This window comes from Pseudomonas sp. PLMAX, from assembly GCF_046042685.1.
In the GTDB taxonomy this organism is placed as follows: domain Bacteria; phylum Pseudomonadota; class Gammaproteobacteria; order Pseudomonadales; family Pseudomonadaceae; genus Aquipseudomonas; species Aquipseudomonas putida_AE.
The window spans coordinates 3,536,253-3,560,143 of record NZ_CP064949.1; the positions used below are offsets into that span (position 1 = coordinate 3,536,253).

The 23,891-nt window shown below is 60.5% G+C and carries 17 protein-coding genes, 1 tRNA gene and 1 pseudogene; 12 read left to right on the plus strand and 7 right to left on the minus strand.

Annotated elements, in window-relative coordinates; genetic code table 11:
* Window positions 1-195 precede the first annotated feature (195 nt).
* From fdnG to DKB71_RS16330, 7 genes are all read left to right on the plus strand, one after another.
* Window positions 196-3,261, plus strand: coding sequence for a formate dehydrogenase-N subunit alpha (gene fdnG / locus DKB71_RS16300; RefSeq protein ID WP_408595846.1), 3,066 nt, complete (start codon window positions 196-198; stop codon window positions 3,259-3,261).
* The gene (gene fdxH, locus DKB71_RS16305) at window positions 3,262-4,197 is read left to right on the plus strand and encodes a formate dehydrogenase subunit beta (RefSeq protein WP_408595848.1); all 936 of its coding nucleotides are present in this window, start codon (window positions 3,262-3,264) and stop codon (window positions 4,195-4,197) included.
* Window positions 4,194-4,856, plus strand: a complete 663-nt coding sequence (locus DKB71_RS16310) for a formate dehydrogenase subunit gamma (protein WP_274077294.1) — start codon at window positions 4,194-4,196, stop codon at window positions 4,854-4,856. Before fdxH ends, DKB71_RS16310 begins: the two co-directional genes overlap by 4 nt.
* Window positions 4,857-4,860: 4 nt before the next feature.
* A complete protein-coding gene (fdhE, locus tag DKB71_RS16315) occupies window positions 4,861-5,787 on the plus strand; it encodes a formate dehydrogenase accessory protein FdhE (RefSeq protein ID WP_408595851.1) in 927 nt (308 codons plus the stop codon).
* A 45-nt stretch (window positions 5,788-5,832) separates the two neighbouring features.
* Entirely contained in the window at window positions 5,833-7,251 is a 1,419-nt protein-coding gene (gene selA / locus DKB71_RS16320; protein WP_408595853.1) for an L-seryl-tRNA(Sec) selenium transferase, read from the plus strand.
* A gap of 1 nt (window position 7,252) precedes the next feature.
* Window positions 7,253-9,160, plus strand: coding sequence for a selenocysteine-specific translation elongation factor (gene selB, locus DKB71_RS16325; RefSeq protein WP_408595855.1), 1,908 nt, complete (start codon window positions 7,253-7,255; stop codon window positions 9,158-9,160).
* Between the two features lie 6 nt (window positions 9,161-9,166).
* Window positions 9,167-9,262: transfer RNA gene (locus DKB71_RS16330), tRNA-Sec, on the plus strand.
* 42 nt (window positions 9,263-9,304) lie between these two features.
* Here the strand turns inward: DKB71_RS16330 and DKB71_RS16335 are convergent.
* Both DKB71_RS16335 and DKB71_RS16340 read right to left on the minus strand, forming a co-directional pair.
* Entirely contained in the window at window positions 9,305-10,501 is a 1,197-nt protein-coding gene (locus DKB71_RS16335; RefSeq protein WP_408595857.1) for a sensor histidine kinase, read from the minus strand.
* The gene (locus DKB71_RS16340) at window positions 10,485-11,165 is read right to left on the minus strand and encodes a response regulator transcription factor (protein WP_408595859.1); all 681 of its coding nucleotides are present in this window, start codon (window positions 11,163-11,165) and stop codon (window positions 10,485-10,487) included. The genes DKB71_RS16335 and DKB71_RS16340 overlap by 17 nt, the downstream gene beginning before the upstream one ends.
* A 104-nt stretch (window positions 11,166-11,269) precedes the next feature.
* Between DKB71_RS16340 and DKB71_RS16345 the strand changes: the two genes are divergently transcribed.
* From DKB71_RS16345 to DKB71_RS16355, 3 genes are read left to right on the plus strand one after another with little or no spacing between them, the layout of a single operon-like run.
* Window positions 11,270-11,644, plus strand: a complete 375-nt coding sequence (locus DKB71_RS16345; RefSeq protein WP_408595861.1) for a GtrA family protein — start codon at window positions 11,270-11,272, stop codon at window positions 11,642-11,644.
* Window positions 11,622-12,584: a glycosyltransferase family 2 protein gene (locus DKB71_RS16350; protein WP_408595863.1), complete on the plus strand. Its 963-nt coding sequence runs from the start codon at window positions 11,622-11,624 to the stop codon at window positions 12,582-12,584. The genes DKB71_RS16345 and DKB71_RS16350 overlap by 23 nt, the downstream gene beginning before the upstream one ends.
* A complete protein-coding gene (locus DKB71_RS16355; protein WP_408595865.1) occupies window positions 12,581-13,966 on the plus strand; it encodes an ArnT family glycosyltransferase in 1,386 nt (461 codons plus the stop codon). The genes DKB71_RS16350 and DKB71_RS16355 overlap by 4 nt, the downstream gene beginning before the upstream one ends.
* A gap of 18 nt (window positions 13,967-13,984) precedes the next feature.
* Here DKB71_RS16355 and phaC read toward each other — a convergent pair whose 3' ends face one another.
* A complete protein-coding gene (phaC, locus tag DKB71_RS16360) occupies window positions 13,985-15,688 on the minus strand; it encodes a class I poly(R)-hydroxyalkanoic acid synthase (protein ID WP_408595867.1) in 1,704 nt (567 codons plus the stop codon).
* 273 nt (window positions 15,689-15,961) lie between these two features.
* Between phaC and DKB71_RS16365 the strand changes: the two genes are divergently transcribed.
* Complete coding sequence (locus DKB71_RS16365; RefSeq protein ID WP_408595869.1) at window positions 15,962-17,020, plus strand: AraC family transcriptional regulator; 1,059 nt, start codon at window positions 15,962-15,964, stop codon at window positions 17,018-17,020.
* On the opposite strand, the pseudogene DKB71_RS16370 reads toward DKB71_RS16365, so the two are convergent.
* Window positions 17,010-18,795, minus strand: a pseudogene (locus DKB71_RS16370) (DUF3141 domain-containing protein). The gene DKB71_RS16365 and the pseudogene DKB71_RS16370 sit on opposite strands and share 11 nt — an antisense overlap.
* A gap of 256 nt (window positions 18,796-19,051) precedes the next feature.
* Here DKB71_RS16370 and phaP point away from each other — a divergent pair.
* Complete coding sequence (gene phaP, locus DKB71_RS16375) at window positions 19,052-19,633, plus strand: TIGR01841 family phasin (protein ID WP_408595871.1); 582 nt, start codon at window positions 19,052-19,054, stop codon at window positions 19,631-19,633.
* A 35-nt stretch (window positions 19,634-19,668) separates the two neighbouring features.
* Here phaP and phaR read toward each other — a convergent pair whose 3' ends face one another.
* From phaR to DKB71_RS16390, 3 genes are all read right to left on the minus strand, one after another.
* A complete protein-coding gene (gene phaR / locus DKB71_RS16380) occupies window positions 19,669-20,217 on the minus strand; it encodes a polyhydroxyalkanoate synthesis repressor PhaR (protein WP_408595873.1) in 549 nt (182 codons plus the stop codon).
* A 480-nt stretch (window positions 20,218-20,697) separates the two neighbouring features.
* Window positions 20,698-21,966: an OprD family porin gene (locus tag DKB71_RS16385; RefSeq protein WP_408595875.1), complete on the minus strand. Its 1,269-nt coding sequence runs from the start codon at window positions 21,964-21,966 to the stop codon at window positions 20,698-20,700.
* Between the two features lie 126 nt (window positions 21,967-22,092).
* On the minus strand, window positions 22,093-23,865 hold the full coding sequence (locus DKB71_RS16390; RefSeq protein ID WP_408595877.1) for an acyl-CoA dehydrogenase C-terminal domain-containing protein: 1,773 nt from the start codon (window positions 23,863-23,865) through the stop codon (window positions 22,093-22,095).
* Window positions 23,866-23,891: the final 26 nt, after the last annotated feature.

The following is a 23,891-nucleotide window of genomic DNA, read 5'->3' on the forward strand; positions in this document are numbered from 1 at the left end:
TTAAAAAAATCAAAAGATCGCAGCCTCGCTGCACTCGGCAGCTCCTACAGGGGGCGCGTCGCCCGACGGTCGGTTCTCATGGTGAATTCGACAGCCTTGTCTAAAATTCAAGAGGCGGTAGCCAGACTGCCGCCACCGTGATTGTCCAGAAAAACCCGCCAAAGCAGCGGATTTCCACCTGATCAGGAGTGCACGATGGACCTCAGCCGTCGTCAGTTCTTCAAGGTCGCCGGTATCGGCCTTGCAGGCTCGAGCCTGGGCGCGTTGGGCATGGCCCCGACTGCCGCCTTCGCCGAGCAGGTGCGCCACTTCAAGCTCGCCCACACCCATGAAACCCGTAACACCTGCCCGTATTGCTCGGTCGGTTGCGGGTTGATCATGTACAGCCAGGGCGATACTGCCAAGAACGTCGCGCAAAACATCATCCATATCGAAGGCGACGCCGACCACCCGGTCAACCGCGGCACCCTGTGCCCCAAAGGCGCAGGTTTGCTCGACTTCATTCACAGCCCCGGCCGCCTGCAATACCCGCAGGTGCGCAAGCCCGGCAGCAGTGAGTGGACGCGCATTTCCTGGGATGAAGCGCTCGATCGCGTCGCCGACCTGATGAAGGCCGACCGCGACGCCAACTTCATCGAGAAGAACGACCAGGGCCAGACGGTCAACCGCTGGCTCACCACGGGTTTTCTCGCGGCATCGGCGGCGTCCAACGAAGCGGGCTACATCACCCACAAGGTGGTGCGAAGCCTCGGCATGCTGGGGTTCGATAACCAGGCGCGTGTCTGACACGGCCCGACGGTGGCAAGTCTTGCCCCGACGTACGGCCGTGGAGCCATGACCAACCACTGGACCGATATCGCCAACGCGAACTTGGTCCTGGTGATGGGCGGCAACGCAGCAGAAGCGCACCCATGTGGCTTCAAATGGGTGACCGAAGCCAAGGCGCACAACAAGGCGCGGCTGATTGTGGTCGACCCGCGTTTTACCCGGACCGCCTCGGTGGCCGATTATTACGCGCCGATCCGCACCGGTACCGACATCGCCTTCATGGGCGGGTTGATCAATTACCTGCTGACCGAGGACAAGATCCAGCACGAATACGTGCGCAACTACACCGACGTATCGTTCATCGTCAAGGCCGGCTATGGCTTCGAGGACGGGATTTTCAGTGGCTATGACGCGGCCAAGCGTACGTACACGGACAAGTCCGGCTGGGGCTATGAACTCGGTGAAGACGGTTTTGCCAAAGTCGACCCGACCTTGCAGGACCCGCGCTGCGTCTATCAACTGATGAAGCAGCATTACAGCCGTTACAACATCGAACTGGCGAGCCAGATTTGCGGCATGCCGGTCGATGCGATGCAGAAAATCTGGGAGGAGATCGCCACTTGCTCGACGCCGGGCAAGACCATGACCATCCTCTATGCCCTGGGTTGGACCCAGCACTCGATTGGCGCGCAGATCATCCGCAGCGCGGCGATGGTGCAACTGTTGCTGGGCAACGTCGGCATGCCGGGCGGGGGCGTGAATGCCTTGCGCGGGCATTCCAACATTCAGGGCCTGACCGACCTGGGCCTGTTGTCCAACGCGCTGCCGGGTTATCTCACGCTGGCCGGCGATGCCGAGCAGGACTACAACGCCTACATCCTCAAGCGCACGCAGAAACCGCTGCGGCCCGGGCAACTGTCCTACTGGCAGAACTACAGCAAATTCCACGTGAGCCTGATGAAAGCCTGGTACGGCGCCAATGCCACACTGGAAAATAATTGGGCGTACGACTATCTGCCGAAACTGGACATTCCCAACTACGACATCCTCAAGGTGTTCGACCTGATGGGCCAGGGCAAGGTCAACGGCTATATGTGCCAGGGCTTCAACCCGATTGCGGCGTTGCCGGACAAGAACCGCGTGATGGCCGCGCTGGCCAAGCTCAAGTGGCTGGTGGTGATGGATCCGCTGGCCACCGAAACCTCGGAGTTCTGGCAAAAGGTCGGGCCATACAACGACGTCAACAGCGCCGACATCCAGACCGAAGTGATTCGCCTGCCCACCACCTGTTTTGCCGAGGAAGACGGCTCGCTGGTCAACAGCAGTCGCTGGTTGCAATGGCACTGGAAGGGCGCCGACGGCCCTGGGGAGGCGTACACCGACATCCGTATAATGAGCGAGCTGTTCCTGCGCCTGCGCCAGCGCTATCAGGCCGATGGCGGGGCCTATCCCGACCCGCTGCTGAAACTGTCGTGGCCGTACAAGGTGCCCGACGAACCGTCACCGGAAGAACTGGCCAAGGAGGTCAACGGCTACGCTGTCACCGACTTTACCGACGCCACGGGGGCGCTGATCAAGGGCAATACGCAACTGGCCGGGTTCGGCCAGCTCAAGGACGACGGCGGCACGGCGTCCGGTTGCTGGATTTTCTGTGGCAGCTGGACCGAAACCGGCAATCAGATGGCCCGGCGCGACAACAACGACCCCTATGGCATGCACCAGCACCAGGGTTGGGCCTGGGCCTGGCCGGCGAACCGGCGGATTCTCTACAACCGCGCTTCGGCCGACCCGCAAGGCAAGCCCTGGGACGAGAAAAAGCGCCTGGTGTGGTGGAACGGCAAAGCCTGGGCCGGTACCGATGTACCGGACTTCAAGGCTGACGTAGCGCCGGAAGCGGGGATGAATCCATTCATCATGAACCCCGAAGGCGTGGCGCGGTTCTTCGCCGTCGACAAGATGAACGAGGGCCCATTCCCCGAGCACTACGAGCCGTTCGAGACACCGATCGGCATCAACCCGCTGCACCCGCAGAACAAGAAAGCCACCAGCAACCCGGCGGCGCGGATCTTCGATTCGGTCTGGGACACCCTCGGCGTGGCCAAGGACTACCCGTACGCCGCCACCAGCTACCGGCTGACCGAGCATTTCCACTTCTGGAGCAAGCACTGCAAGCTCAACGCGATCTCCCAGCCCGAGCAGTTCGTCGAGATCGGCGAAGTGCTGGCCAGGGAAAAAGGCATCGTCGCCGGCGACCGGGTGCGGGTCAGCAGCAAGCGTGGCTTCATCGAAGCGGTGGCGGTGGTGACCAAGCGGATTCGTCCGCTGCAGGTCAACAACCAGGTGGTGCACCAGATCGGTATCCCGTTGCACTGGGGCTTCACCGGGCTCACGCGCCACGGCTACCTGACCAACACCCTGGTGCCGTTCCTCGGCGATGGCAACACCCAGACCCCGGAATCCAAGTCATTCCTGGTCAACGTGGAGAAAGTCTAAATGGCCAGCCAAGACATCATTGCCCGCTCGGCCACCACCACCGTGCCCCCATCGGTACGCGACCAGGAGGAAGTCGCCAAGCTGATCGACACCACCAAGTGCATTGGCTGCAAGGCCTGCCAGGTCGCCTGCTCGGAATGGAACGAGCTGCGCGACGAGGTCGGCCACAACCTTGGTACCTACGACAACCCCCAGGACCTGACTGCAGAAACCTGGACCCTGATGCGTTTCACCGAGCACGAAACCGACGCCGGCAACCTCGAATGGCTGATCCGCAAGGACGGCTGCATGCACTGCGCCGAACCCGGTTGCCTGGCCGCGTGCCCCAGTCCCGGGGCGATCATCAAGCACGCCAACGGCATTGTCGATTTCAACCAGGATCACTGCATCGGCTGCGGCTACTGCATCACCGGTTGCCCGTTCAACATTCCGCGCATCTCGCAAAAGGACCACAAGGCTTACAAATGCACCCTGTGCTCGGATCGGGTGGCGGTGGGGCTGGAACCGGCCTGCGTGAAAACCTGTCCGACCGGCGCCATCGTGTTCGGCTCCAAGCAGGACATGAAGGAACACGCCGCCGAACGCATCGTCGACCTCAAGAGTCGCGGCTTCGACAACGCCGGGCTGTACGACCCTGCCGGTGTCGGCGGCACTCACGTGATGTATGTGTTGCACCACGCCGACACGCCGAAGCTGTACGCCGGCCTGCCGAGCGATCCAGTGATCAGCCCGTTGGTCGATCTGTGGAAAGGTGTGAGCAAACCCCTGGGCCTGTTGGCCATGGGGCTGGCGGTCCTGGCCGGCTTTTTCCACTACGTGCGTGTCGGGCCACAAGTGGTCGAGGAGGATGAACTGCCGCCGCGGGGCGATCCTGCCGTACATGAAGTCGATCCGACGGTGCACACCTATGATCCGAAGCGGGAGGACAGGCCATGATCCGCAAACAGATCCTGCGCTATACCGCCAACCAGCGCACCAACCACTGGCTGGTGGCGATCCTGTTTTTCATGGCGGGGCTGTCCGGGCTGGCGCTGTTTCATCCGGCGCTGTTCTGGCTGAGCCACCTGTTCGGCGGCGGGCCCTGGACGCGCATCCTGCACCCGTTCATGGGCGTGGTGATGTTCGTGCTGTTCCTCGGGTTGGTGGTGCAGTTCTGGCGCGCCAACTACTTCATCGACAACGATCGCCTGTGGCTGCGGCGCATCGACCGGGTGATGAAAAACGAAGAGGAGGGCGTGCCTCCCATCGGCAAGTACAACCCCGGGCAGAAGCTGCTGTTCTGGACTTTACTGCTGTGCATGTTGGGACTGCTGTTCACGGGGCTGGTGATCTGGCGCGCGTATTTCAGCGAGTACTTCGGCATCACCACGATTCGCTGGGCGATGCTGCTGCACGCGCTGGCGGGTTTCGTGCTGATCCTCTGCATCATCGTGCACATCTACGCCGGCATCTGGATCAAGGGCTCGGTCAACGCCATGCTGCATGGCTGGGTCAGCCGCGCCTGGGCCAGGAAACATCACGAACTCTGGTACCGCGAAGTGACCCGTGACGACGAGCGTCCGCGTCCCGACCCACCGCTGGGCAAAAAAGGATAACGATTTGGCCACCATCCTGGAGCCGGGACAGATCGAAGCGGCGGCGACATCGCCGCCGTTTCTGCACCTTCCACCGCAAAACCTGTTCGCCTTGCGCGCGCTGCGCCTGGAGCGCCTTGCCGAAGGGCATCCGCTGGCCGATTACCTGCGCCTGGTCGCGGGGTTGTGCAACGTACAGCAGCAGCTGATGGACGATCCACCCGCGGCGGCAGTGCCGGACCCGCAACGCATCCGCCTGTGCCTGGAGCATGGCCTGCCGCCGTTTGCCGCCGACAGCCTGGTGCGCGAGGACGCGTGGCTGGCGTATCTGCAGGGGCTGTTGCAGCACTATCAGCCACCGCCACAACCGGCGGTGGAAAACGCCGTGGCCACCTTGCGTGAGGCCAACGTCGGGCAACTCAAGGCCTGGGCCATTGCCCTGGTCAGCGGGCAGTTCGCCTTGCTGGCGGCGGCGCTGGTGCCATTTCTGGGTGCCGCCTTGCAAGTCGCCTGGAGCCATTGGTTGCTGAGTACAAAGGACCTCACGTTGAAACCCGGCAACAGCCTCAACCAATGCCCGGCTTGCGGTTCACCGGCCATGGCCGGGGTGATCCGCCATCGCGGCAAATACAACGGCTTGCGCTACCTGGTGTGCTCGCTGTGTGCCTGCGAATGGCATGTGGTGCGGGTCAAGTGCGTGTATTGCGAGCAGAGCAAAGGCTTGCAATACGTGAGCCTCGACAGCGACCGCCACGCCGCGGACAAGGCACCGCTGCGCGCGGAAACCTGCCCTGGTTGCCACAGTTATCTCAAGCAGCTTTATCTCGAATGCGACGCCGAAGCCGAAGCCTTGTCCGCCGACCTGAGCAGCCTGATCCTCGACATGCGCCTGGAGCAGGAGGGCTTTGTGCGTCCTGCGCCCAATCTGTTGCTGGCACCCGGGGGCGACTGAAGCGAGCGTCTACACTCAGGCGGTCAACCTTTGCCGGAGCGCCTGATGTCCGCCCGATCTGCCAGCCAAGCCTTGCGATTGCCTTCGATCGACAGCCTGCTCCGCCATCCGGCCTGCCAGTCGCTGGCCGAACGTTATGGGCGCGACGCCTTGCTCGCCAGCCTGCGCCAGTTGCTCGATGATTTGCGCGAACCGGTCCTGGCAGGACTTCTCAACGAGGTCGAACTTACCCCGCACGTGTTGGCGGGCAGGGCGGGCGAGCGTCTGGCCAGCCAGCACCGCAGCCACGTGCGCCGGGTGTTCAACCTCACCGGCACGGTCCTGCACACCAACCTGGGCCGCGCTTTGTTGCCGGAGGAAGCCATCGACGCCGTGCGAATGGCCGCGCGCTATCCGTTAAACCTGGAATTCGACCTGGACAGCGGCAAGCGCGGCGACCGCGACGACCTGATCGAGGGCCTGATCCGCGAGCTGACCGGCGCCGAAGCGGTGACCGTGGTCAACAACAATGCCGCCGCGGTGCTGCTGACCCTCAACAGCCTGGGCGCCCGCAAGGAAGGCATCATCTCCCGGGGCGAGCTGATCGAAATCGGCGGCGCCTTTCGCATCCCTGACATCATGGCGCGGGCCGGAGTGAAACTGGTCGAGGTCGGCACCACCAACCGCACCCACGCCCGCGACTACGAAGCCGTCATCGGCCCGCGCAGCGGCTTGATCATGCGGGTGCATGCGAGCAACTACAGCATCGAGGGTTTCACCACCCGGGTGCCGACCGCCGAGCTGGCGCAACTGGCGCACCAACATGGCTTGCCGCTGCTCGAAGACCTCGGCAGCGGCAGCCTGCTGGACCTGACCCGCTGGGGCTTGCCGGCCGAACCAACGGTGCGCCAGGCCCTGCTCGATGGTGCGGACATCGTCACCTTCAGCGGCGACAAGTTGCTCGGTGGCCCGCAAGCCGGGTTGATTGTCGGGCGCAAGGCGTTGATCACGCGGATCAAGAAAAACCCGCTCAAACGTGCGCTGCGGGTCGACAAGCTGACTCTGGCAGCACTCGAAGCGGTGTTGGGGCTGTACCGCAACCCGGATCGACTGGCTGAGCGCCTGCCGAGCCTGCGCCTGCTGACGCGTCCGCAGGCCGACATCCTCGCCCAGGCTGAACGTCTGCAACCGTCATTGGCACGGGTGTTGGGCGCTCATTGGAGTGTCAGCGCAGTGCCGGCGCTGGGCATGATCGGCAGCGGCAGCCAACCGGTGGCGCGCTTGCCCAGTGCCGCGCTGTGCCTGCGCCCTTTAACCTCCAAACGTCTGCGCGGGCGAAGCCTGCTTGGGCTCGAAGAAGCGCTGCGCGCCTTGCCGATCCCGGTGCTCGGGCGCATCGACGACGACGCCTTGTGGCTGGACCTGCGGCAACTGGACGACGAACTGGCCTGGCTGGCGCAACTCGATCAATTGCAGGTGACCTGAGATGATCGTCGGCACTGCCGGGCACATCGACCATGGCAAGACCGCATTGCTCGAGGCACTGACCGGGCAGGCCGGTGATCGACGCCGCGAAGAGCGCGAACGCGGCATGACCATCGACCTCGGCTACCTTTACGCCGCCCTCGAGCCGGGCGCGGCCCTCACCGGTTTTATCGACGTACCCGGGCATGAACGCTTCACCCACAACATGCTCGCCGGCGCACAGGGCATCGACCTGGTGTTGCTGGTGGTAGCCGCCGACGACGGCGTGATGCCGCAGACCCGGGAACACCTGGCCATCGTCGAACTGTTGGGCATTCCCCGCGCACTCGTGGCGATCAGCAAATGCGACCGGGTCGAAGCAGATCGAGTGCAAGAGGTACGCGAGCAAATCCAGTCCTTGCTGGCGCCCGGGCCCTATGTCGATGCACCGTTGATCACGCTGTCGAGCGTGACCGGGCAGGGCATCGACACCCTGCGCCAGGCTTTGCTCGATGCCCAGCGTGAGGTGCGGCAACGCAGCCTCGCTGGTGGCTTTCGCCTGGCGATCGATCGGGCATTCAGCGTCGCAGGCGCCGGGATCGTGGTCACCGGCACGGCGCTGTCCGGCGAGGTGGCGGTGGGCGATACGCTGTTGCTCGGTCCCCTCGGCAAACCCGTGCGGGTGCGTGGCCTGCATGCACAGAATCAAGCCGCCGAACGTGCGACCGCAGGACAGCGCGTTGCCTTGAACCTGAGCGCGGATCGCCTGGCGCTGGAGCAGATTCATCGCGGCCAGTGGCTGTCGACGCAGTGGCTGTACGCACCGACGCAGCGCCTGGATATCGACCTGCGGTTGTTGCCCGGGGAGCCTCGCGCCTTCGAGCATTTTCAACCTGTGCATGTGCATATCGGCACTCAAGACGTGACCGGGCGCGTGGCCCTGCTGGAGGGCTCCAGCCTGGCGCCGGGTGAGCGGATGTTCGCGCAGATCCTGCTCAATGCGCCGGTGCAGGCCGTGAAGGGCGATCCGCTGATCCTGCGTGACCAGAGCGCGCAACGGACCCTGGGCGGCGGTCGAGTGCTCGATCCGTTCGCACCGAGCCGACAACGGCGCAGTCCCGAGCGACTGGCGCAGCTACAGGCGTTGCGGGCGAGCACTGGCCTGGAAGCCGTCATGCCGACACTGCTGGCCAACAGTGACAGCGGGCTTGACCTGCAACGCCTGGAACGCCAGTTCAACCATCCGCGGGCAAACTGGGTGCTGCCGGATGACGTGCGCCTGATCGACACCCGCCAGGGTCCGCTGTTGTTCAGCGCCGGCCGCTGGCAGGCCTTGAAAGCGCAGGTGCTGGAACATCTGGCGCGCTTTCACCAATTGGAGCCGGACCAGATGGGGCCGGACCGCGATCGCCTGCGTCGATTCAGCGGCACGGCACTCGATCGCCCGTCCTTCATCAGCCTGCTCGACGAATTGCTGGCCGATGGGGTCATCACTACCAGCGGGCCATGGCTGCATCTGCCCAGTCATCAAGTGCGTTTGAGTGAAGAGGACGAAGCCCTTTGGCAACAGTTGCAGCCGCGGTTCGACGCCGCCGGGTTCAATTCGCCGTGGGTGCGCGAACTGGGTCATGATGAGGCCACCGTGCGCTTGCTGTTGCGCAAGATGGCCCGGCTGGGGCTGCTGCATCAAGTGGTCCGCGACCTGTTTTACACCGATGCGGTGATCCGGCGATTGGCGGCTATGCTCATGCAACTGGCCGAGGATAACCCGGTGATCCAGGTGTCGGCGTTTCGCGATGCGGTGGGACTGGGGCGCAAGCGCAGTATCCAGATTCTCGAATATTTCGATCGGCTCGGGCTGACCCGGCGTTTTGGCGACAGGCGCCACATCCGCCCGGACAATGCCCTGGCCCGGTCCACGGATCATTGATTTTTTGGAAGGTAATCGCGCCCGGTGGCGCGGCCGGGCTTCAAACCCGGTTGGGGACGGCATCCGTTCCCGGGCAGGTTCGACTCCGGCTACCTTCCGCCAGTTTCCCTGGCTCGCGCAAAACTTTGGGGTGAGCATCCAGCGCTAGCCAAGTTGGCTTATTTTAGCGGAGTAAACTGTCGAGGTAGAGCGTATGTGCAAGCTCCAGCCGGCATATCGGCATATCCTCGAAACGATTTCCAGGCCGAATCCATATCCCGCAACTGATTCAACTTCAGTGAGTGTATTTGAAATAACCAGGCTGTTCTGGTTGGCGGCAATCAGCAGGCGCTGTCCGCCGTGCTGGATGGCGTTGTTGATGAGGTTGTGAATCAAGCTTTTCAGCAGTATTGGGTCGGCGCTGATCATCAGGTCCTGTTTTACCTGAAGCTGGACACTCATCGAGTCGATTTTCGGTTGGTGTCGCAGCAGTGCGTCGTTCAGCAGTTGTTGTAGATTAATGTTGGCGCATTTTTGACCGATCTTCTCGCGGCTTAGACAAAGGAACAGTTCAATCAAATCTTCCATGTCTCTTGATGCCTGCTGCAGGCGTTCAAGATTGCGCGCCTTTTTTATCTCGTCGCAGCCGGGCAATTTAATGACAGCCAGGGAGTTTCTGATAATGCTCAGCGGAGTTCTTAACTCATGGCTCACATGTCGGGTGAAGGCTTGCTCTCTATCCAGTGTATTTTCCAGGCGTTCAAGTGCTCCACTGATCACTCGGCTTAGAACACCTACTTCATCCTTGCGATGATTGCTTTCGAGCTGTTTGGTCTTGAGGGGGTGTCGGGACAGATCCTTGGCTAACTGCACAACCGGCGCGGATATGATTCGCGCCATGACAATCGCAACTACTGCGCCCGCTATTATAATGAGTCCGGCCAGTGCCCAGAGCAGACTGATTGTTGTTGGCGCAAAGCTGTCCAGGGAACTCATTTTGGACTCGTCAAGTATCATGTAGATCTTGTTGGCTGTGCCCGGCATTTTTTTGATGAGAACGTGCGTATCGCCGATTTCGTGCAGTCCCTCGCTTAGTGGTTTGGCAAAGTCTGGCAATTCGAGGCTATCCCCCCAGAACGTCTGCAGATAACTTGTATTGGGTAACGGTGTAGCGCTTGCGTCTTGCACGTACTCGCGCTCAAACGCCTCAAATTCACGCTTCAGGTAATGTTTGACGATGTAGTCCTCTGTCATCGAGATCGAGGCCCAGATCAACACGCTGTAGATGATCGCAACGAGGGTAGAAAAGGGGATCAGTATGGAGAGGATCCGGACAAAAAAGGAATTAGTGGGGGATCGCAAGCCGGTATCCTTTTCCGTGGAGGGTGACCAGTGAGTGATCCAGGTTCAGCTTGGCGAGTAGCCGTCTGAGGCGGTAGATGTGGGTGCGCAGTGGGTCGCTCTCGGGTGGGTCTGAATCAGGCCATATCGCGAGTTCAAGCTGTCTTCTGCTGAGGGGGCCGGGAGCTGCCTCGACAAGCATCTTCAATATTCGAAACTGTATATCGGGAAGTTGGGTCCGCAGCTCTCCACGACTGACCATGAACGTTGCTTCAGTCAACTCCAGGTCCCCGCACATTATCGGAGTCGAACGCGGCCCGGGTCGTTGCCGGCGTAATAATGCGTTGATCCTGAGCCTGAGTTCTTCAGGTTCAAATGGCTTCACCAGATAGTCGTCAGCACCCGCCTCGAACCCGTCCCGCTTGTCAGCCAAGGTGTCGCGGGCCGTCAGGAATATGATGGGCACGGTATTGCCTTGTTCCCGGATCCGCCTGCAGGTGTCGAACCCGTTCAGTCGCGGCATCGTGACATCCAGAATGATGGCGGCGTAATGATTGGACTTCAACAATTCCAGGCAGGATCGCCCATCGTAGGCATGATCTATATCGATTTCGAACTCCGAAAGATAGTCGCATAGTGTGCCGGCCAACGCGACGTCGTCTTCAACCAATAATATTTCATGCATGGACAATGCTCGCGTTAATGCTTGTCAGGCATTGTACTGAGTAAAGTGTGAACCGATTGTGAATGTGATAATCCGTTCACACGGGGCCGTGTAATGTTGGCTGCATGAATACATTACTGTTTCCCCGTTACCTGATATCTGGTTTGACTGCGACAACAGTGCATTTTGCACTCTTGCTCCTTCTAGCGCCAGTTTTCGGCGGGTTGCTCAGTAGCACCATTGGCGCGATAGCGGGCGCTGTCGTCAACTACTGGATCCTCAAGGCCTGGGTGTTCCGCAACAGAACAGCCCGGCCCGTCAACTACGCGGCTTTGTGTGTAGTGAGTGTTGCCTTCAATGCACTGTTCATGGCCGTGATTTTAAGGCTGGGGGCAGGTGTATTGCCCGCCCAGATACTGTCTTCTCTGCTGGTAATGATCGTAAATTTTACAATTTCTAACAATTGGATATTCAAATATGCAGCAACCACACTCAAGTAGCCCGCCTTGTTATGACTTGACGGTAATTATTCCTTGTTTTGAAGAAGAAGATGTATTGCCGATATTTCATCGGCGAATCACTGATGTAGTGCGTGAATTAAACATGCGAATCGGACTGCTTTATGTAAATGATGGCAGTGCGGATAACACCTCTGATCTGCTTGATGAGTTTGCGCGCGAACCGGATGTGCGTTGTTTACACCTGAGTCGAAACTTTGGCAAGGAGGCCGCCATGTGGGCGGGAATGGAACACGCAAACGCTCGTGCCATTATCTTCATCGATGCGGATCTCCAGGATCCTCCAGAGTTGATCCCTTCAATGATCGTGCATTGGGTGGCGGGTTACGACGTTGTCAATATGCAGCGCAGAAAGCGTGACAGTGATTCCTGGCTGAAACGAACAACCGCTACTGCCTACTATCGGATCATGCGTGTATTGGTGAAGGATTTCTCTTTCCCCTCGCAAGTCAGCGATTTCCGGCTGTTAGGCAGCGCGCCGCTGGCAGCGCTCATCGAACTGAAGGAAAGGTCTCGGGTTCTGAAAGGGCTGGCCGGGTGGATTGGGTTCAAGAGTATTTGTTTGCAATATGATCGCGAGGGTAGGGAAGCGGGAAAGACCAAGTGGAATATGCCAAACCTCCTGGGTCTGGCCATCGACTCTTCACTTTCATTTTCACACAGCCCGCTGCGCTGGTTCAGCTATTGCGCCGCCCTGGTCATGACGATGTCCGTTATCGCTTTTGTCGGTGCCTTGTTAACGGGCAATGTGGGTTATGAGAACTTCATCCTTGTTGTACTGGCATTGATGACTTGCGGTATCGCCTTGGTTGGGGAGTATGTCGGGATTCTGAAAGTGGAGGCAAAGGGCAGGCCGCATTATTTTCTGAGAAAGTCGACTTCCCGGATTGCGGATAGTGCCCTGCGGGAGCGGTCGGCATGACTCAGGTTGATCAGAACCGCTTGTTATGGTTGATCCTGGTTGCCATCTGTCTTGCCAGGCTGGCGGGATTGGCGTTTTACCCGTTGATGGATACGTCGGAGGCGCGTTATGCGGAGGTCGCTCGCAAGATGGTGACCCTCGATGACTGGATCACCCCGATGTTTGATCATGGCGTTCCGTTCTGGGGTAAGCCACCCCTGTCGTTCTGGACCCAGGCGCTGAGCATGAAAATTCTGGGTGTGGGTGAGTTTGCCAGCCGTTTTCCTGCCTGGCTCATTCACGTCGCAACCTGTGCGGTGATCCTGAAGTTCTGTCGCGAAGAGCGCGACCTGAGGACAGGTTTGATCGCTTCGATCATCTATTCCAGTTGCGCGCTCGGCTTTATAGCGAGTGGGGTTGTCCTGACTGACCCTGCGCTGAGTTTCGCCATGGTGATTTCTGCGTATGGCTTGTGGAGAGGGGTTACTTATCATGACCTGACCTGGGCCAGAATCGGGTTTATAGGCTTGGGTTTGGGCATGTTGGCCAAAGGCCCCTTATCCATTGTTCTGGTGGGTATGCTGGCAATGGTGTGGGCGGCTTCGACTCGGAACTGGAAACGTTTTCTTCATCTACCCTGGTTGTCCGGCTTGATTCTGCTGGCCGCGGTGTCTGTGCCTTGGTATTACCTGGCTGAAAACAAGACCCCGGGATTCTTGAATTACTTCTTTGTTGGGGAACACTGGAGTCGATACGTCATTTCGAAATGGCAGGGTGACCTTTATGGCAGTGCCCATGCAGAAACATTAGGGACGATCTGGATATATCTGATCGGTAGTCTGTTTCCATGGACGCTCTGCCTGTGGATGCTGCACAAGGCGCGCAATCGCTATGGCTGGAACCCTGATTTCTACACCTTCCTTTGGGGATGGGCGCTGGCAACCCCGCTGTTTTTTACCTTGGCGGGCAATATCCTCTGGACCTATGTGTTGCCTGCATTACCCGCCTGGGCCATCTTGTTGGCCGAGAGCATTTCAATGTACAAGCGCCAGACCATCATCTACCTGTTGTCAGCTTGCCTGCCAATAACGGGTGGGGCCCTGGTGCTGCAAGGGTCCCTGAGTGAAAGGCCGCAGAACCAGCGGGAGATCGTCAGCCTGTGGAACGAGCACAGTGCGGATGCGCCCGGAGAGTTGTTCTACCTGGACAGAAGATCCTACTCGGCAGAATTCTACAGTGCCGGTGCTGCCAGGCGCGTTGGAAGTATCGACGCGTTGCCTGGCGATGGCAGGTTTTACCTCTCCTTGCGCTTGCGCAACCTGTCCGAGGGATTGTTGCAAGAGCGCGGTTGTGAGGAATTGGGGCAGGCGAATGAGAGCCTGCTGCTCAGGTGTGGTCTGTAGGATCAGGTCGCTCGCTGCTCATTGCATCACATACCGCCCCGGTGCCGGTTCCAGCGCCGGGTATTGCGCATTGCCGGCGCTCGGTACCGATGCTTCGCGTTCTCCGGCATGCTCGGCCAGCCAGGTGAACCAGTCATTCCACCAGCTACCGGAATGCTGCTCGGCATTGTTGAACCAGGTGTCCGGGTCTTGCGTCAGGTGGTCGTTGGTCCAGTAGTGGCGTTTTTCCCTGGCGGGTGGGTTGATCACCCCGGCGATATGCCCCGAGGCGCCGAGAACGAAGCGTTTGCTGCCGCTGAGCAACCCGGTGCTGGCATAAGCGCTCTTCCAGGGCACGATGTGGTCGTCATGGGTGGCGAGGATGTAGGCCGGCGCATCGATGGCGCGCAGGTCCAGCTTCACCCCGCAGCAGTCCAGTTCGCCGGATTTCAGGTCGTTCTGCAAATAGGTGTGGCGCAGGTACCAGCAGTACATCGGCCCCGGCAGGTTGGTGCTGTCGTTGTTCCAGAACAGCAGGTCCAGCGCGTTCGGTTTCTGGCCCTTGAGGTACTTGTCGACGTTGTAGTTCCACCACAGATCGTTCGGGCGCAGCAGCGAGAAGGTGTTGCCCATGTCCTCGCCCTTGAACAGGCCGATGGGGCCGTCGATTCCGCCGATGGTGCGTTCGCGGTGGGCCACCAGTTGTTCGTCGACGAAGATGTCGATGGGGCCGGTGTCGAGGTAATCGAGGAAGGTGGTCAACAGGCTCACGCTGGCGATGGCCTTGTCGCCACGTGCCGCCAGGACCGCCAGCGCCGAGCTGAGCAGCGTGCCGCCGATGCAGAACCCCACGCAGTTGGGGCGCTCTTGGCCACTGATTTCGCGGGTCACTCGCAGGCCCTTGATGATGCCATTCTCGATCAGGTCGTCCCAGGTGGTGCCGGCGTGGGCCTGGTCGAAGTTGCGCCACGACATCAGGAACACCGGATGGCCTTGCTGCAACAGATGGCGAACCATCGAGTTGTCCGGGCGCAGGTCGAGGATGTAGTACTTGTTGATGGACGGCGGCACGATGAAAACCGGGCGTTGATACTGGGTTTCGGTTTGCGGGTGGTACTGGATCAGCTGGAACAGTTCATTTTCGAATACGACTTTTCCAGGGGTGCTGGCCAGGTCTTCACCGACCTTGAAGGCACCGCTGTCGCACTGGCGCATCTTGCCTTCCTGCAGGTCGCTCGCCAGGTGCAACAGGCCCGTGAGCAGGCTGCCACCGCGGGTATCGACGACGCGCTGCAGGGCATCGGGATTGCTCGCCAGAAAGTTGCTGGGCGCGCCGGCGGCAATGGCTTGCTCCACCAGATACAGCAGGCGCTGGCGCGGTTTTTTGTCCTTGATCGGCAACTGGTCGAGCAGTTTGAGCAAAAACCCGGCGTTGAGCAGGTAGAACGCGGCGAGGGAGCCAAACAGTGGAGTGCTCCAGTTGCCGCTGGCGAAACGTCGATCATCGAAGGTGAACGGCTGTCCGGTCAGCAGCTGCTGGCCGAGTCCGGCCCATTGCGCTTGATAGTCGGACTGAAGGCTGTCCAGGGTTTCCCGGGGCAAGTCGAACCAGTCGTTGTACGGCTGCCCGGTAAACCAGGGATTGCTGCTGACCCAGAGGCGTAATTGTTGCACTGCAAAGGAGGCGACGAACGGGATCTGGCCAGACCAGAAAGTGTTGAAGTTTTGCGTGTTGTTGTCCATGGAGCTCCTTGCCCGCAGAGAAAGAACGGGCAGTATTGTTTTGCGCTGCAAGAAGCGGAGTGTTGGGCATTGGCGAGCGTTGCGGAAGTGTTGCGGGGTGACTGTTCGGTGTCCAACGGTGCCACGCCCGGTCACCGGTCGGATGCAGCGCAAAACACCGATAAACCAAACCTGTATCAATACTTCAAAATGAGCGGACACTCAGTATTCACCAAGCCGCAATCAGTCGTGCTCCGGGCAGGATGTCCGCTTTCAGTCGTCATCGAGGACGCCATGTTCAGAATGAGTTCAGGCTACGCCAACGTACTGGTCACTACGCTCTCGGCCGAGGGGCTGGATGTCGCCAGTCTGTGTCGGGAAGCCGGGTTGGACCTGGAACTCGCCAACACGCCCGGGGCGCGGTGCGAGAGAAGGGTGCTCTATCGCCTGTGGCAACTGGCCGCGCAAGCCGCAGGGGATCCGGACATCGGCCTCAAGGCCTATGGGCATTTCCATCCCGGCACCTTTCAGATCGTCGGCTACACGATGATGTCGAGCCTCAACCTTAAACTGGCACTTGAACGCCTGGTGCGCTTCAGTCCATTGATCGGCACCGGCTTCAGCCTTTTTTTCGTCCCGGAACAGGAGCATTTCCGCCTGGCCTCGCTCGATCACCAACAACCGGGCTCGATCAAGCCACGCCAGTATGTGGATGCGGGGTTGGCGTCCCTGCTGGGTTTTTGCCGTTGGCTGGGAGACGGCAAGCTGCCGCAACCCTTGAGTGTGGAATTCAGCTATCCGGAACCTGCGGACACCTCGGAGCATCGACGCTTGTTCGGTTGCGACCTGCAATTCGGCTCGGCCTACGACAGCATCCTGTTCGACGGTCAGGAGATCCTGCGGCCACTGAGCATGGCCAACGAGGCGCTGGCGGTGCTGCATGACAGCTTTGCCGAGGCGCAGCTGGACCTGTTGTCCGGTTCTTCCATCGTCGGCAGGCTCCGCGCACTGATCACCGAGCGCTTGAGTCATGGCCAGGGACAATGCGACATGGAGTCGATCGCCGGCGCCATGAACATCAGCAAACGAACGCTGCAACGCGCACTGGAAAAGGACGGCACGCAATTCAAGGACGTGCAGAACCTGGTACGACGAGAGTTGGCCGACTTCTACCTGCGCCATTCTCACTTCAACATGAAGAATGTCGCGTATCTCCTTGGTTTTCATGACCACAGCAGTTTCAACAAGGCGTGCAGCCGCTGGTTTGGCATGACCCCCGGCCAGTATCGCGCCGATGAGTCATGTGCTGTGCCGCTCACCTCTCACCCTGAGGTAGTGCTCGTCAATGCTTGAGCTGCAGGCTGCCGAGCACGCCATAGACACCATAGAAACACAGTTCCTGAGTCGCATCGCGCAGATCGCGGTAGCCGTTAAGGGCATCGTGGACCTGCTTGGAAAACAACGCCTGCCAGGCCAGCAACGGGTTGTCCGGGCTGGCGGGCTGACGATCATGGCGCACCTGCGCGGCGCTATCGGCCAGCCACCCCAGCCCCGGGTTGGCGCTGCTCCACAGCACCTGCTGTTGCTGGAAGGGATGGGCCTTGCGCAACAGTTCGGCAGTGGGCTCGTTGATCAGCTGACGTAACCATGGCCGGACAAAGCCGTCATACAGGTTGTTGTTGATCGCGGACGTGCGATCGACCAGGGCGAATTCGCGATCGTCATCGCGCTGCGGCGCAACGTCGCCATGGATGTCGGTTATGCGCCGGCTTTCGAAGCGCACGGAGTAGGGGGCTTGCGCGTCTTGCGGCAAGTCATCGATCAGCATTTCATACAGCCCGGCCGGCAGCGCATTGATGGACTCGACCGCGCCCAGCAACTGACGGTGCTCGCGCCGCGCCACTTCGCCGGAAACGAAGATGCCCAGGTGACCGATGGTGGCATGGCGTAGATACACGATAGTGCGCCCGGCGCGGTGCAGAGCCAGGTCGGTTGGGTAGACGTCGGCGATCCAGTCGAGGGCCTGTTGCGGTGAGGTGATGTTGTCACCATAGGAACAAAACACCACCACCGGGACTTCTATGCGCTTGAGATCGAGCCCGTTGCTCTTGCGTCCGGGGCCGCCGGACAAGCGATTGCCGATGAACAGGTCGTCGACGATCATCTCGATCTCCTCGCCATTGAGCAGGGTCGGGCTGCCCCACCAACGCTCGAAATCGAGAAACCGGGGCGCTTCGCTGTCGACTTCGCTGAACAGGTGGTAATACTTGCCCCACCAGCCAGGTGCCATCGAAACGATCATTGCCCAGGTCGCTGCCCAGGCGCGCCATCCAGCCACCGCCCAGCAGACCGCCGGTGTAGCGCAGCGGATTGCGCCCGTTGACGCCAGCCCAGTATGACAACGGCGCGCCGTTGACGATGATCAGGCCCGGCAACTCCGGCCGCTCCGCCGCCAGGCCCATCAGCGCCCAGCCTGCCTGGCAATTGCCGATTACCACGGGTTTGGCGCTGTGTGGATGGCGCTCACTGACCACTTCGATAAATCGCGCCTGGGCGCTGACGATGTCCGCCAGCGTCTGCCCGGGTGCAGGGGCATGGCTGAAGGCGATGAAGTAGGTGGGGTGACCGGCGCGCAGGCTCTCGCCGATGACCGAATCCTGTTTGAATCCACCAATGCCGGCGCCGTGGCCGCCACGGGGGTCGATGATGATGACTGGCCGCTGCTTACTGTCGACGGGTTGCCCGGGGCCCGGGACAATCTGCAGCAGCGAGTAGTTGACCGGTCGCGACAGGTCCATGCCGTCGACCAGGGTCTGATGATCGAACTTCAACAGCAACGGATACCCGGCACGTTCGTGGGCCAGCGAGTTGTCGCCGCGCTGCCGCAAGGTATCCCAGAACAATACGCTGCGCTGGCCGAGATCCGTGAGGTACTCCTGCCAGTCAGCGGCACTGGGTTGCCCGAGTGGCCCAAGGCTCGAGGCTGCATAGGTCGTTGCATGGCGTTTGTGCATGGCGTCGAGGATGTTGCGGACATTGAGGCGCTGCAGATGATTGAGGTGGTCGAACGGACCCGCAACGGTGCAAAACGGTTTATTGTGCGGCGCGGTAATTTCTTCCTGGCCCATCATGATCTCCTGATGCCTTACACGGGGAACGGTTGTTGCCAAGCTCGTCGATTAAGCGGGCTTTGGTGCGTGACCGTCTGAGTTGAGGAGTCTAGCGCTAACAGGCGTGGGGTGGGCAAGGTTTATTTTGCACCGCACAAAATAAGCATTGCCAAACTTTTTTGTGCGCTGCAATATGAAGTCCAGCGCGATGACTGCCGGATCGCTGTCGCGTCCTCAGGTCCCTTCGGGGCCTTTCAGTACCAGGAGTTCAAGCATGTCTTTTTTCAACCCGGAAAAACTGCAAACCGTCCAGAAAGCCAACCTCGATCTTTTGCAGCAGATCAGCGGCAAAGTCTTCGCCAGCGTTGAGCAGCTGAGCCAGTTGCAGTTCAAGGCACTGCGTGAGTCCACCGAAGAGCAATTCGAAGGTGTGCGCAAACTGCTGGCCGTGCGCGATCCCCAGGGCTTCGCCGATTTGCAGGCATCTTTCAGCCAGCCGGGCGCACAGACCGAACGCCTGGCCGAGTTCAACCGTCAGGTGCAGGCACTGATCGTGGGCACCCAGTCGGACATCGCCCAATTGACGTCGAATCAGGTCGAGGCGGGTACTGCGCAGGTTCAGGAATTTGTAGAAGAGATCAGCAAGAACGCACCGGCCGGTTCCGAGCCTGTGGTGGCGGCATTCAAATCGGGCCTGGCGAATGCCGGTACGGTGTTTGAAAGCGCGCAAAAAACCGCAAAACAGGCGACAGAGGCCGCTCAGGGTAATTTTGACAGCGCCTCCGCCGCCGCTGCGGACGCTGTTGCGAAGGCTGCTCCGCAAGCAAGTAACAAGGCCACCAACGGTAACAAGTAAGTCAAATCAGTAAGGCTGCACCGATGGCGATGGGTTTATTCCCCATCGCCATTTTTTTTGTCGCTGCCATCGGTAGTCGGCTTGGCGCCAAACAGGCCGAACATGTTCTGCGTATTCAGGTAAAGCGCCTTGGACTGGTCGACGTACTGGCGCATCAGGTCCTGCATCACCGGCGCCTGCTGGTGCATGAAGGTACTCCAGGCTTCGGACGACTGCGCGCCCGTCTGCGACTGGATGTCGATCACGGTCTGGATGCTCTTGTCGAGGTAGCTGCCGAGTACGCCCTGGTAAGGGCCGTAGAACTGGATGATCCCCATCAGCATTTCGCTGGTGAAGATCGGCTCACCGCCGCTTTCGGCTTCCAGGATGACTTGCAGCAGGATGCTGCGAGTCAGGTCTTCGCCACTCTTGGCGTCCACCACCTGGAACGCGACTTTATCGACGACCAGCTGGCGTATGTCCGCCAGGGTCAGGTGGCTGCTGGTGTGGGTGTCGTAGAGGCGGCGATTGGGGTACTTCTTGATCAGGCGGGGTGTGGGGTCGGTCATGCGGGGTGTCTCGTGGCGAGCCAGGTTTGCAGGCATCTTAACCTACTATGGCCACCGCCGCGGATGTACCCGATCCACTGTAGGAGCTGGCTTGCCAGCGATGGAGGTCAACGATGACGCGGGAAGCCTGACACCCCGCGGCGCCCTTAGCCCGATCCACCGTAGGAGCAAGCTTGCTCGCGATGGAGGTCAACGATAACGCGGGAAGCCTGACACCCCGCGGCGCCCTTAGTTTTTTCGCTGGCAAGCCAGCTCCTACAGTGGATCGGGTGCGGCCGTGGGAGATGGGTTGGTTGTGAGGTCGCCTTCGCTGGCAAGCCAGCTCCTACAGTGGATCGGGTACGGCCGTGGGAGAAGGGTCGGTTGTGAGTGGATCGGGTACGGCCGTGGGAGATGGGGAGATTGTGAGGCCGCCATCGCCGGCAAGCCGGCTCCTACAGGGTAACGTGTGCGTTGAAGTTACATATCATCCAGTAGGAGCTGCCGCAGGCTGCGATCTTTTGATCTTGATTAGGCTTACCAGATCGGCAACGTATAGCTGACGATCAGGCGGTTTTCATCCAGGTCGCTGCCAAAGTTGGTCGAGCGAACCGTCGCGTTACGCCATTTCACGCCGACGTTTTTCAACGCACCGCTTTGCACCACATATCCAATGTCGGTATCGCGCTCCCATTCCTTGCCCTCGGGACGGTTGTTGCCCAGGTCAATGTTGTCGCCGGTGAGGTAGCGGGTCATGAAGGTCAGGCCGGGCACGCCCATGGCCGCGAAGTTGTAGTCGTAGCGCGCCTGCCAGGACTGTTCGTCCTTGCTGGCGAAGTCGCCGATCTGCACGAAGTTCACCAGGAACGCGTCGGCACCGTTGATGTAGGCGAAACCGGTGTCGCCGCTCATGCCTTGATAGCCAAGGCCGAAGGCATGCCCGCCGAGGCTGTAGGTGAACATGGCACCAATCGCGTTGTTGTCGACATTGCTGCCGCCATCGTCGGTAGAACGGGCGTAACGCAGGTCGGTCTTCAATGACTGGCCGCTGGTCACCGGCAACACGTAGGTCAGGTTGACCATGTGCTGGTCGTAGAAATTGTCGAGATGGCCGTAGGCGTAGCCGGTGGCGAGGTTGCCGGTCCACTTGTAGTTCAGGCTGGCGAAATCGAAGCTGTCGCTGGTGACATGGCGGGACGTGATGCCCTTGGCGCCGGTGCGGGTGATGCCCATGTCCTCGTAGTCCGAGGAGTCGCGCTGGTTGACCTGCGTCAGCCGACCGGCATCCACGGTCAGGCCTTCGAGTTCGAGCGAGGTCAACTGACCGCCCTTGAAGGTTTGTGGCAACAGCCGTGAATCGTTGGCCAGTACCGTCGGCAGCTTGGGCAGCAGCGTGCCGAGCTTCAGCGTACTTTTCGAAGCGCGCAGTTTGGCTGTCAGGCCCAGCTCGCCGTATTCGTCCTGGGCACCTTTGCTGGTGTCGCTGTGGCGTTTGAGCAGGCCGGAACCGGCGCGATCAGGGCTGGAATCGAGCTTGACCCCGAGCAGGCCGATGGCGTCGAAACCGACGCCGATCAAACCTTCGGTAAAGCCTGACTCATAGCGCAGCAGGAACCCCTGGGCCCATTCCTCCTGTTTCGATTGGGCGGCGTTGGTCTGACGATAATCCCGGTTGAAGTAAAAGTTGCGCAGTTCCAGGCTGGCCTTGCTGTCCTTGATGAAGTCAGCAGAAGCAGGCGCCGTGAGGCTGATGACGCCGCCGGCCAACAGGAGACGGGTAGCGAGAATACGAGTGCTGCGGTCCATGGTGAAGCCCCTTGGTTTTTATTTTTGAAATGACGGGCACAGCAGCCCCTGCCGCAATGGCAAGGGCTCGGGAAGTAAAAACCGCGACGCCAAAAGAGAGGAGCCGACGCCGCGGTGGTTCAATCGTCAGAACTGTTCGGCCGACAGGCCATACAGCGAGGCGCTGCCAGCACGAATGGATTGCTCCAGGCCGAGGATGCGTGGCAACAGGCGGTGGATGTAGAAGTCGGCGGTGGCGATTTTCGCACCGTAGAAACTGTCGTCCGCGCTGCGTTTCTGCCCGGCAACCTGGGCCATGCGCGCCCACAGCCAGGCGTAGGCGACGTATCCGAACAGGTGCAGATACTCCACCGAGGCGGCGCCGACTTCGTTGCGGTTGGTGGCGGCCCGATCCTGCAGCCAGTCGCTGATGTCCTCCAGCCGTTGCACGGCATCGAGCAGTTGTGTGGCATAGGGGGCATCGGGCCGGGCGGCGAAGCGGCGAATCTCGCCGGTGAACTGGCGCAGCGCGAGACCTTTGTCGGCGAGCACTTTGCGCCCGAGCAGGTCCAGCGCCTGGATGCCGTTGGTGCCTTCGTAGATCTGCGCGATGCGCACATCGCGAACCAATTGTTCCTGGCCCCACTCACGAATGTAGCCATGCCCGCCGAACACCTGCTGGCCGTGGATGCAGCTTTCCAGGCCGGTATCGGTGAAAAATGCCTTGGCCACCGGTGTCAGCAGCGCGACCAGGTCCTGTGCGCTTTCCCGTTCCCCGATATCGTCGGAAAACTTCGCCAGGTCAAGTTGTTGCCCGACATAACTGGCGAACGCGCGACCCCCTTCGGTCATGGCCTTCATGCTCAGCAGCATGCGGCGCACGTCGGGGTGAACGATGATCGGGTCGGCCACTTTGCCCGGCGCCATGGCGCCTGTCGGCGAGCGGCTCTGAAGGCGTTCGCGGGCGTACGCCACGGCGCTCTGATAGGACGCTTCGGCACAGCCGATACCCTGGATGCCGATGGACAGGCGTTCGTAATTCATCATGGTGAACATCGCCGCCAGGCCCTTGTTCTCCTCGCCGACCAGCCAGCCGCTGGCGCCGTCGAAGTTCATCACGCAGGTCGCCGAAGCCTTGATCCCCATCTTGTGTTCAATCGAGCCGCAACTCACTGCGTTGGCAGCACCGAGGGAACCGTCGGCATTGACCAGCACTTTGGGCACGACAAACAGCGAAATACCTTTCGGGCCCGCAGGTGCATCCGGCAGTTTGGCCAGCACCAGGTGCACGATGTTCTCGGTCAGGTCCTGATCGCCGCCGGTGATGAACATCTTGCTGCCGGTGATCTGGTAGCTGCCGTCAGCCTGAGGCTCGGCACGGGTGCGGATCAGTCCCAGGTCGGTGCCGGCATGGGCTTCGGTCAGGCACATGGAACCGGCCCAGCGGCCTTCATACATCGGCGGCAGGTAGAGGTTTTTCAGGGTCTCGCTGGCATGGGCATCCAGCGCCAGGCAGGCGCCGGAACTCAATGCCGAATACAGCGCAAAACTCGAGTTGGCGCCGTAGAGCATCTCTTCGAACTGCACCGCCAGCATCTTCGGCATGCCCATGCCGCCGAACCCGGCGTTGCCGGACAGCCCGACCCAGCCGCCTTCGATGTAGGTGGCGTAGGCCTGTTTGAATCCAGCAGGCGTGGTGACACGACCTGCATGCCACTGCGCGCCTTCTTCGTCGCCGCTGCGATTCAAGGGCGCAATCAACTGCGAGGTGACTTTCGCCGCCTCCTCGAGAATGGCGTCCGCGGTATCGGCGTCGACACTGTCGGCCAGGGCCGGCAGGCGCGCCCACAAGGCCGGGGCGTCAAAGACTTCATGCAGGACAAAGCGCAGGTCGCGCAGCGGGGCTTTGAAATCGGGCATAACGTGAACCTCAAAAGGACGGTTGT

What these genes read in the sequence shown, in the direction of transcription:
- selA (WP_408595853.1), top strand. Translation starts at nt 5,833, where the DNA reads ATGTCCGCCCGATCTGCCAGCCAAGCCTTGCGATTGCCTTCGATCGAC.
- phaR (WP_408595873.1), bottom strand. Translation starts at nt 20,217, where the DNA reads ATGCCTGCAAACCTGGCTCGCCACGAGACACCCCGCATGACCGACCCC.
- DKB71_RS16340 (WP_408595859.1), bottom strand. Translation starts at nt 11,165, where the DNA reads ATGCATGAAATATTATTGGTTGAAGACGACGTCGCGTTGGCCGGCACA.
- phaC (WP_408595867.1), bottom strand. Translation starts at nt 15,688, where the DNA reads ATGGACAACAACACGCAAAACTTCAACACTTTCTGGTCTGGCCAGATC.
- fdxH (WP_408595848.1), top strand. Translation starts at nt 3,262, where the DNA reads ATGGCCAGCCAAGACATCATTGCCCGCTCGGCCACCACCACCGTGCCC.
- DKB71_RS16385 (WP_408595875.1), bottom strand. Translation starts at nt 21,966, where the DNA reads ATGGACCGCAGCACTCGTATTCTCGCTACCCGTCTCCTGTTGGCCGGC.
- DKB71_RS16390 (WP_408595877.1), bottom strand. Translation starts at nt 23,865, where the DNA reads ATGCCCGATTTCAAAGCCCCGCTGCGCGACCTGCGCTTTGTCCTGCAT.
- DKB71_RS16365 (WP_408595869.1), top strand. Translation starts at nt 15,962, where the DNA reads ATGTTCAGAATGAGTTCAGGCTACGCCAACGTACTGGTCACTACGCTC.
- DKB71_RS16310 (WP_274077294.1), top strand. Translation starts at nt 4,194, where the DNA reads ATGATCCGCAAACAGATCCTGCGCTATACCGCCAACCAGCGCACCAAC.
- DKB71_RS16345 (WP_408595861.1), top strand. Translation starts at nt 11,270, where the DNA reads ATGAATACATTACTGTTTCCCCGTTACCTGATATCTGGTTTGACTGCG.
- selB (WP_408595855.1), top strand. Translation starts at nt 7,253, where the DNA reads ATGATCGTCGGCACTGCCGGGCACATCGACCATGGCAAGACCGCATTG.
- DKB71_RS16350 (WP_408595863.1), top strand. Translation starts at nt 11,622, where the DNA reads ATGCAGCAACCACACTCAAGTAGCCCGCCTTGTTATGACTTGACGGTA.
- phaP (WP_408595871.1), top strand. Translation starts at nt 19,052, where the DNA reads ATGTCTTTTTTCAACCCGGAAAAACTGCAAACCGTCCAGAAAGCCAAC.
- DKB71_RS16355 (WP_408595865.1), top strand. Translation starts at nt 12,581, where the DNA reads ATGACTCAGGTTGATCAGAACCGCTTGTTATGGTTGATCCTGGTTGCC.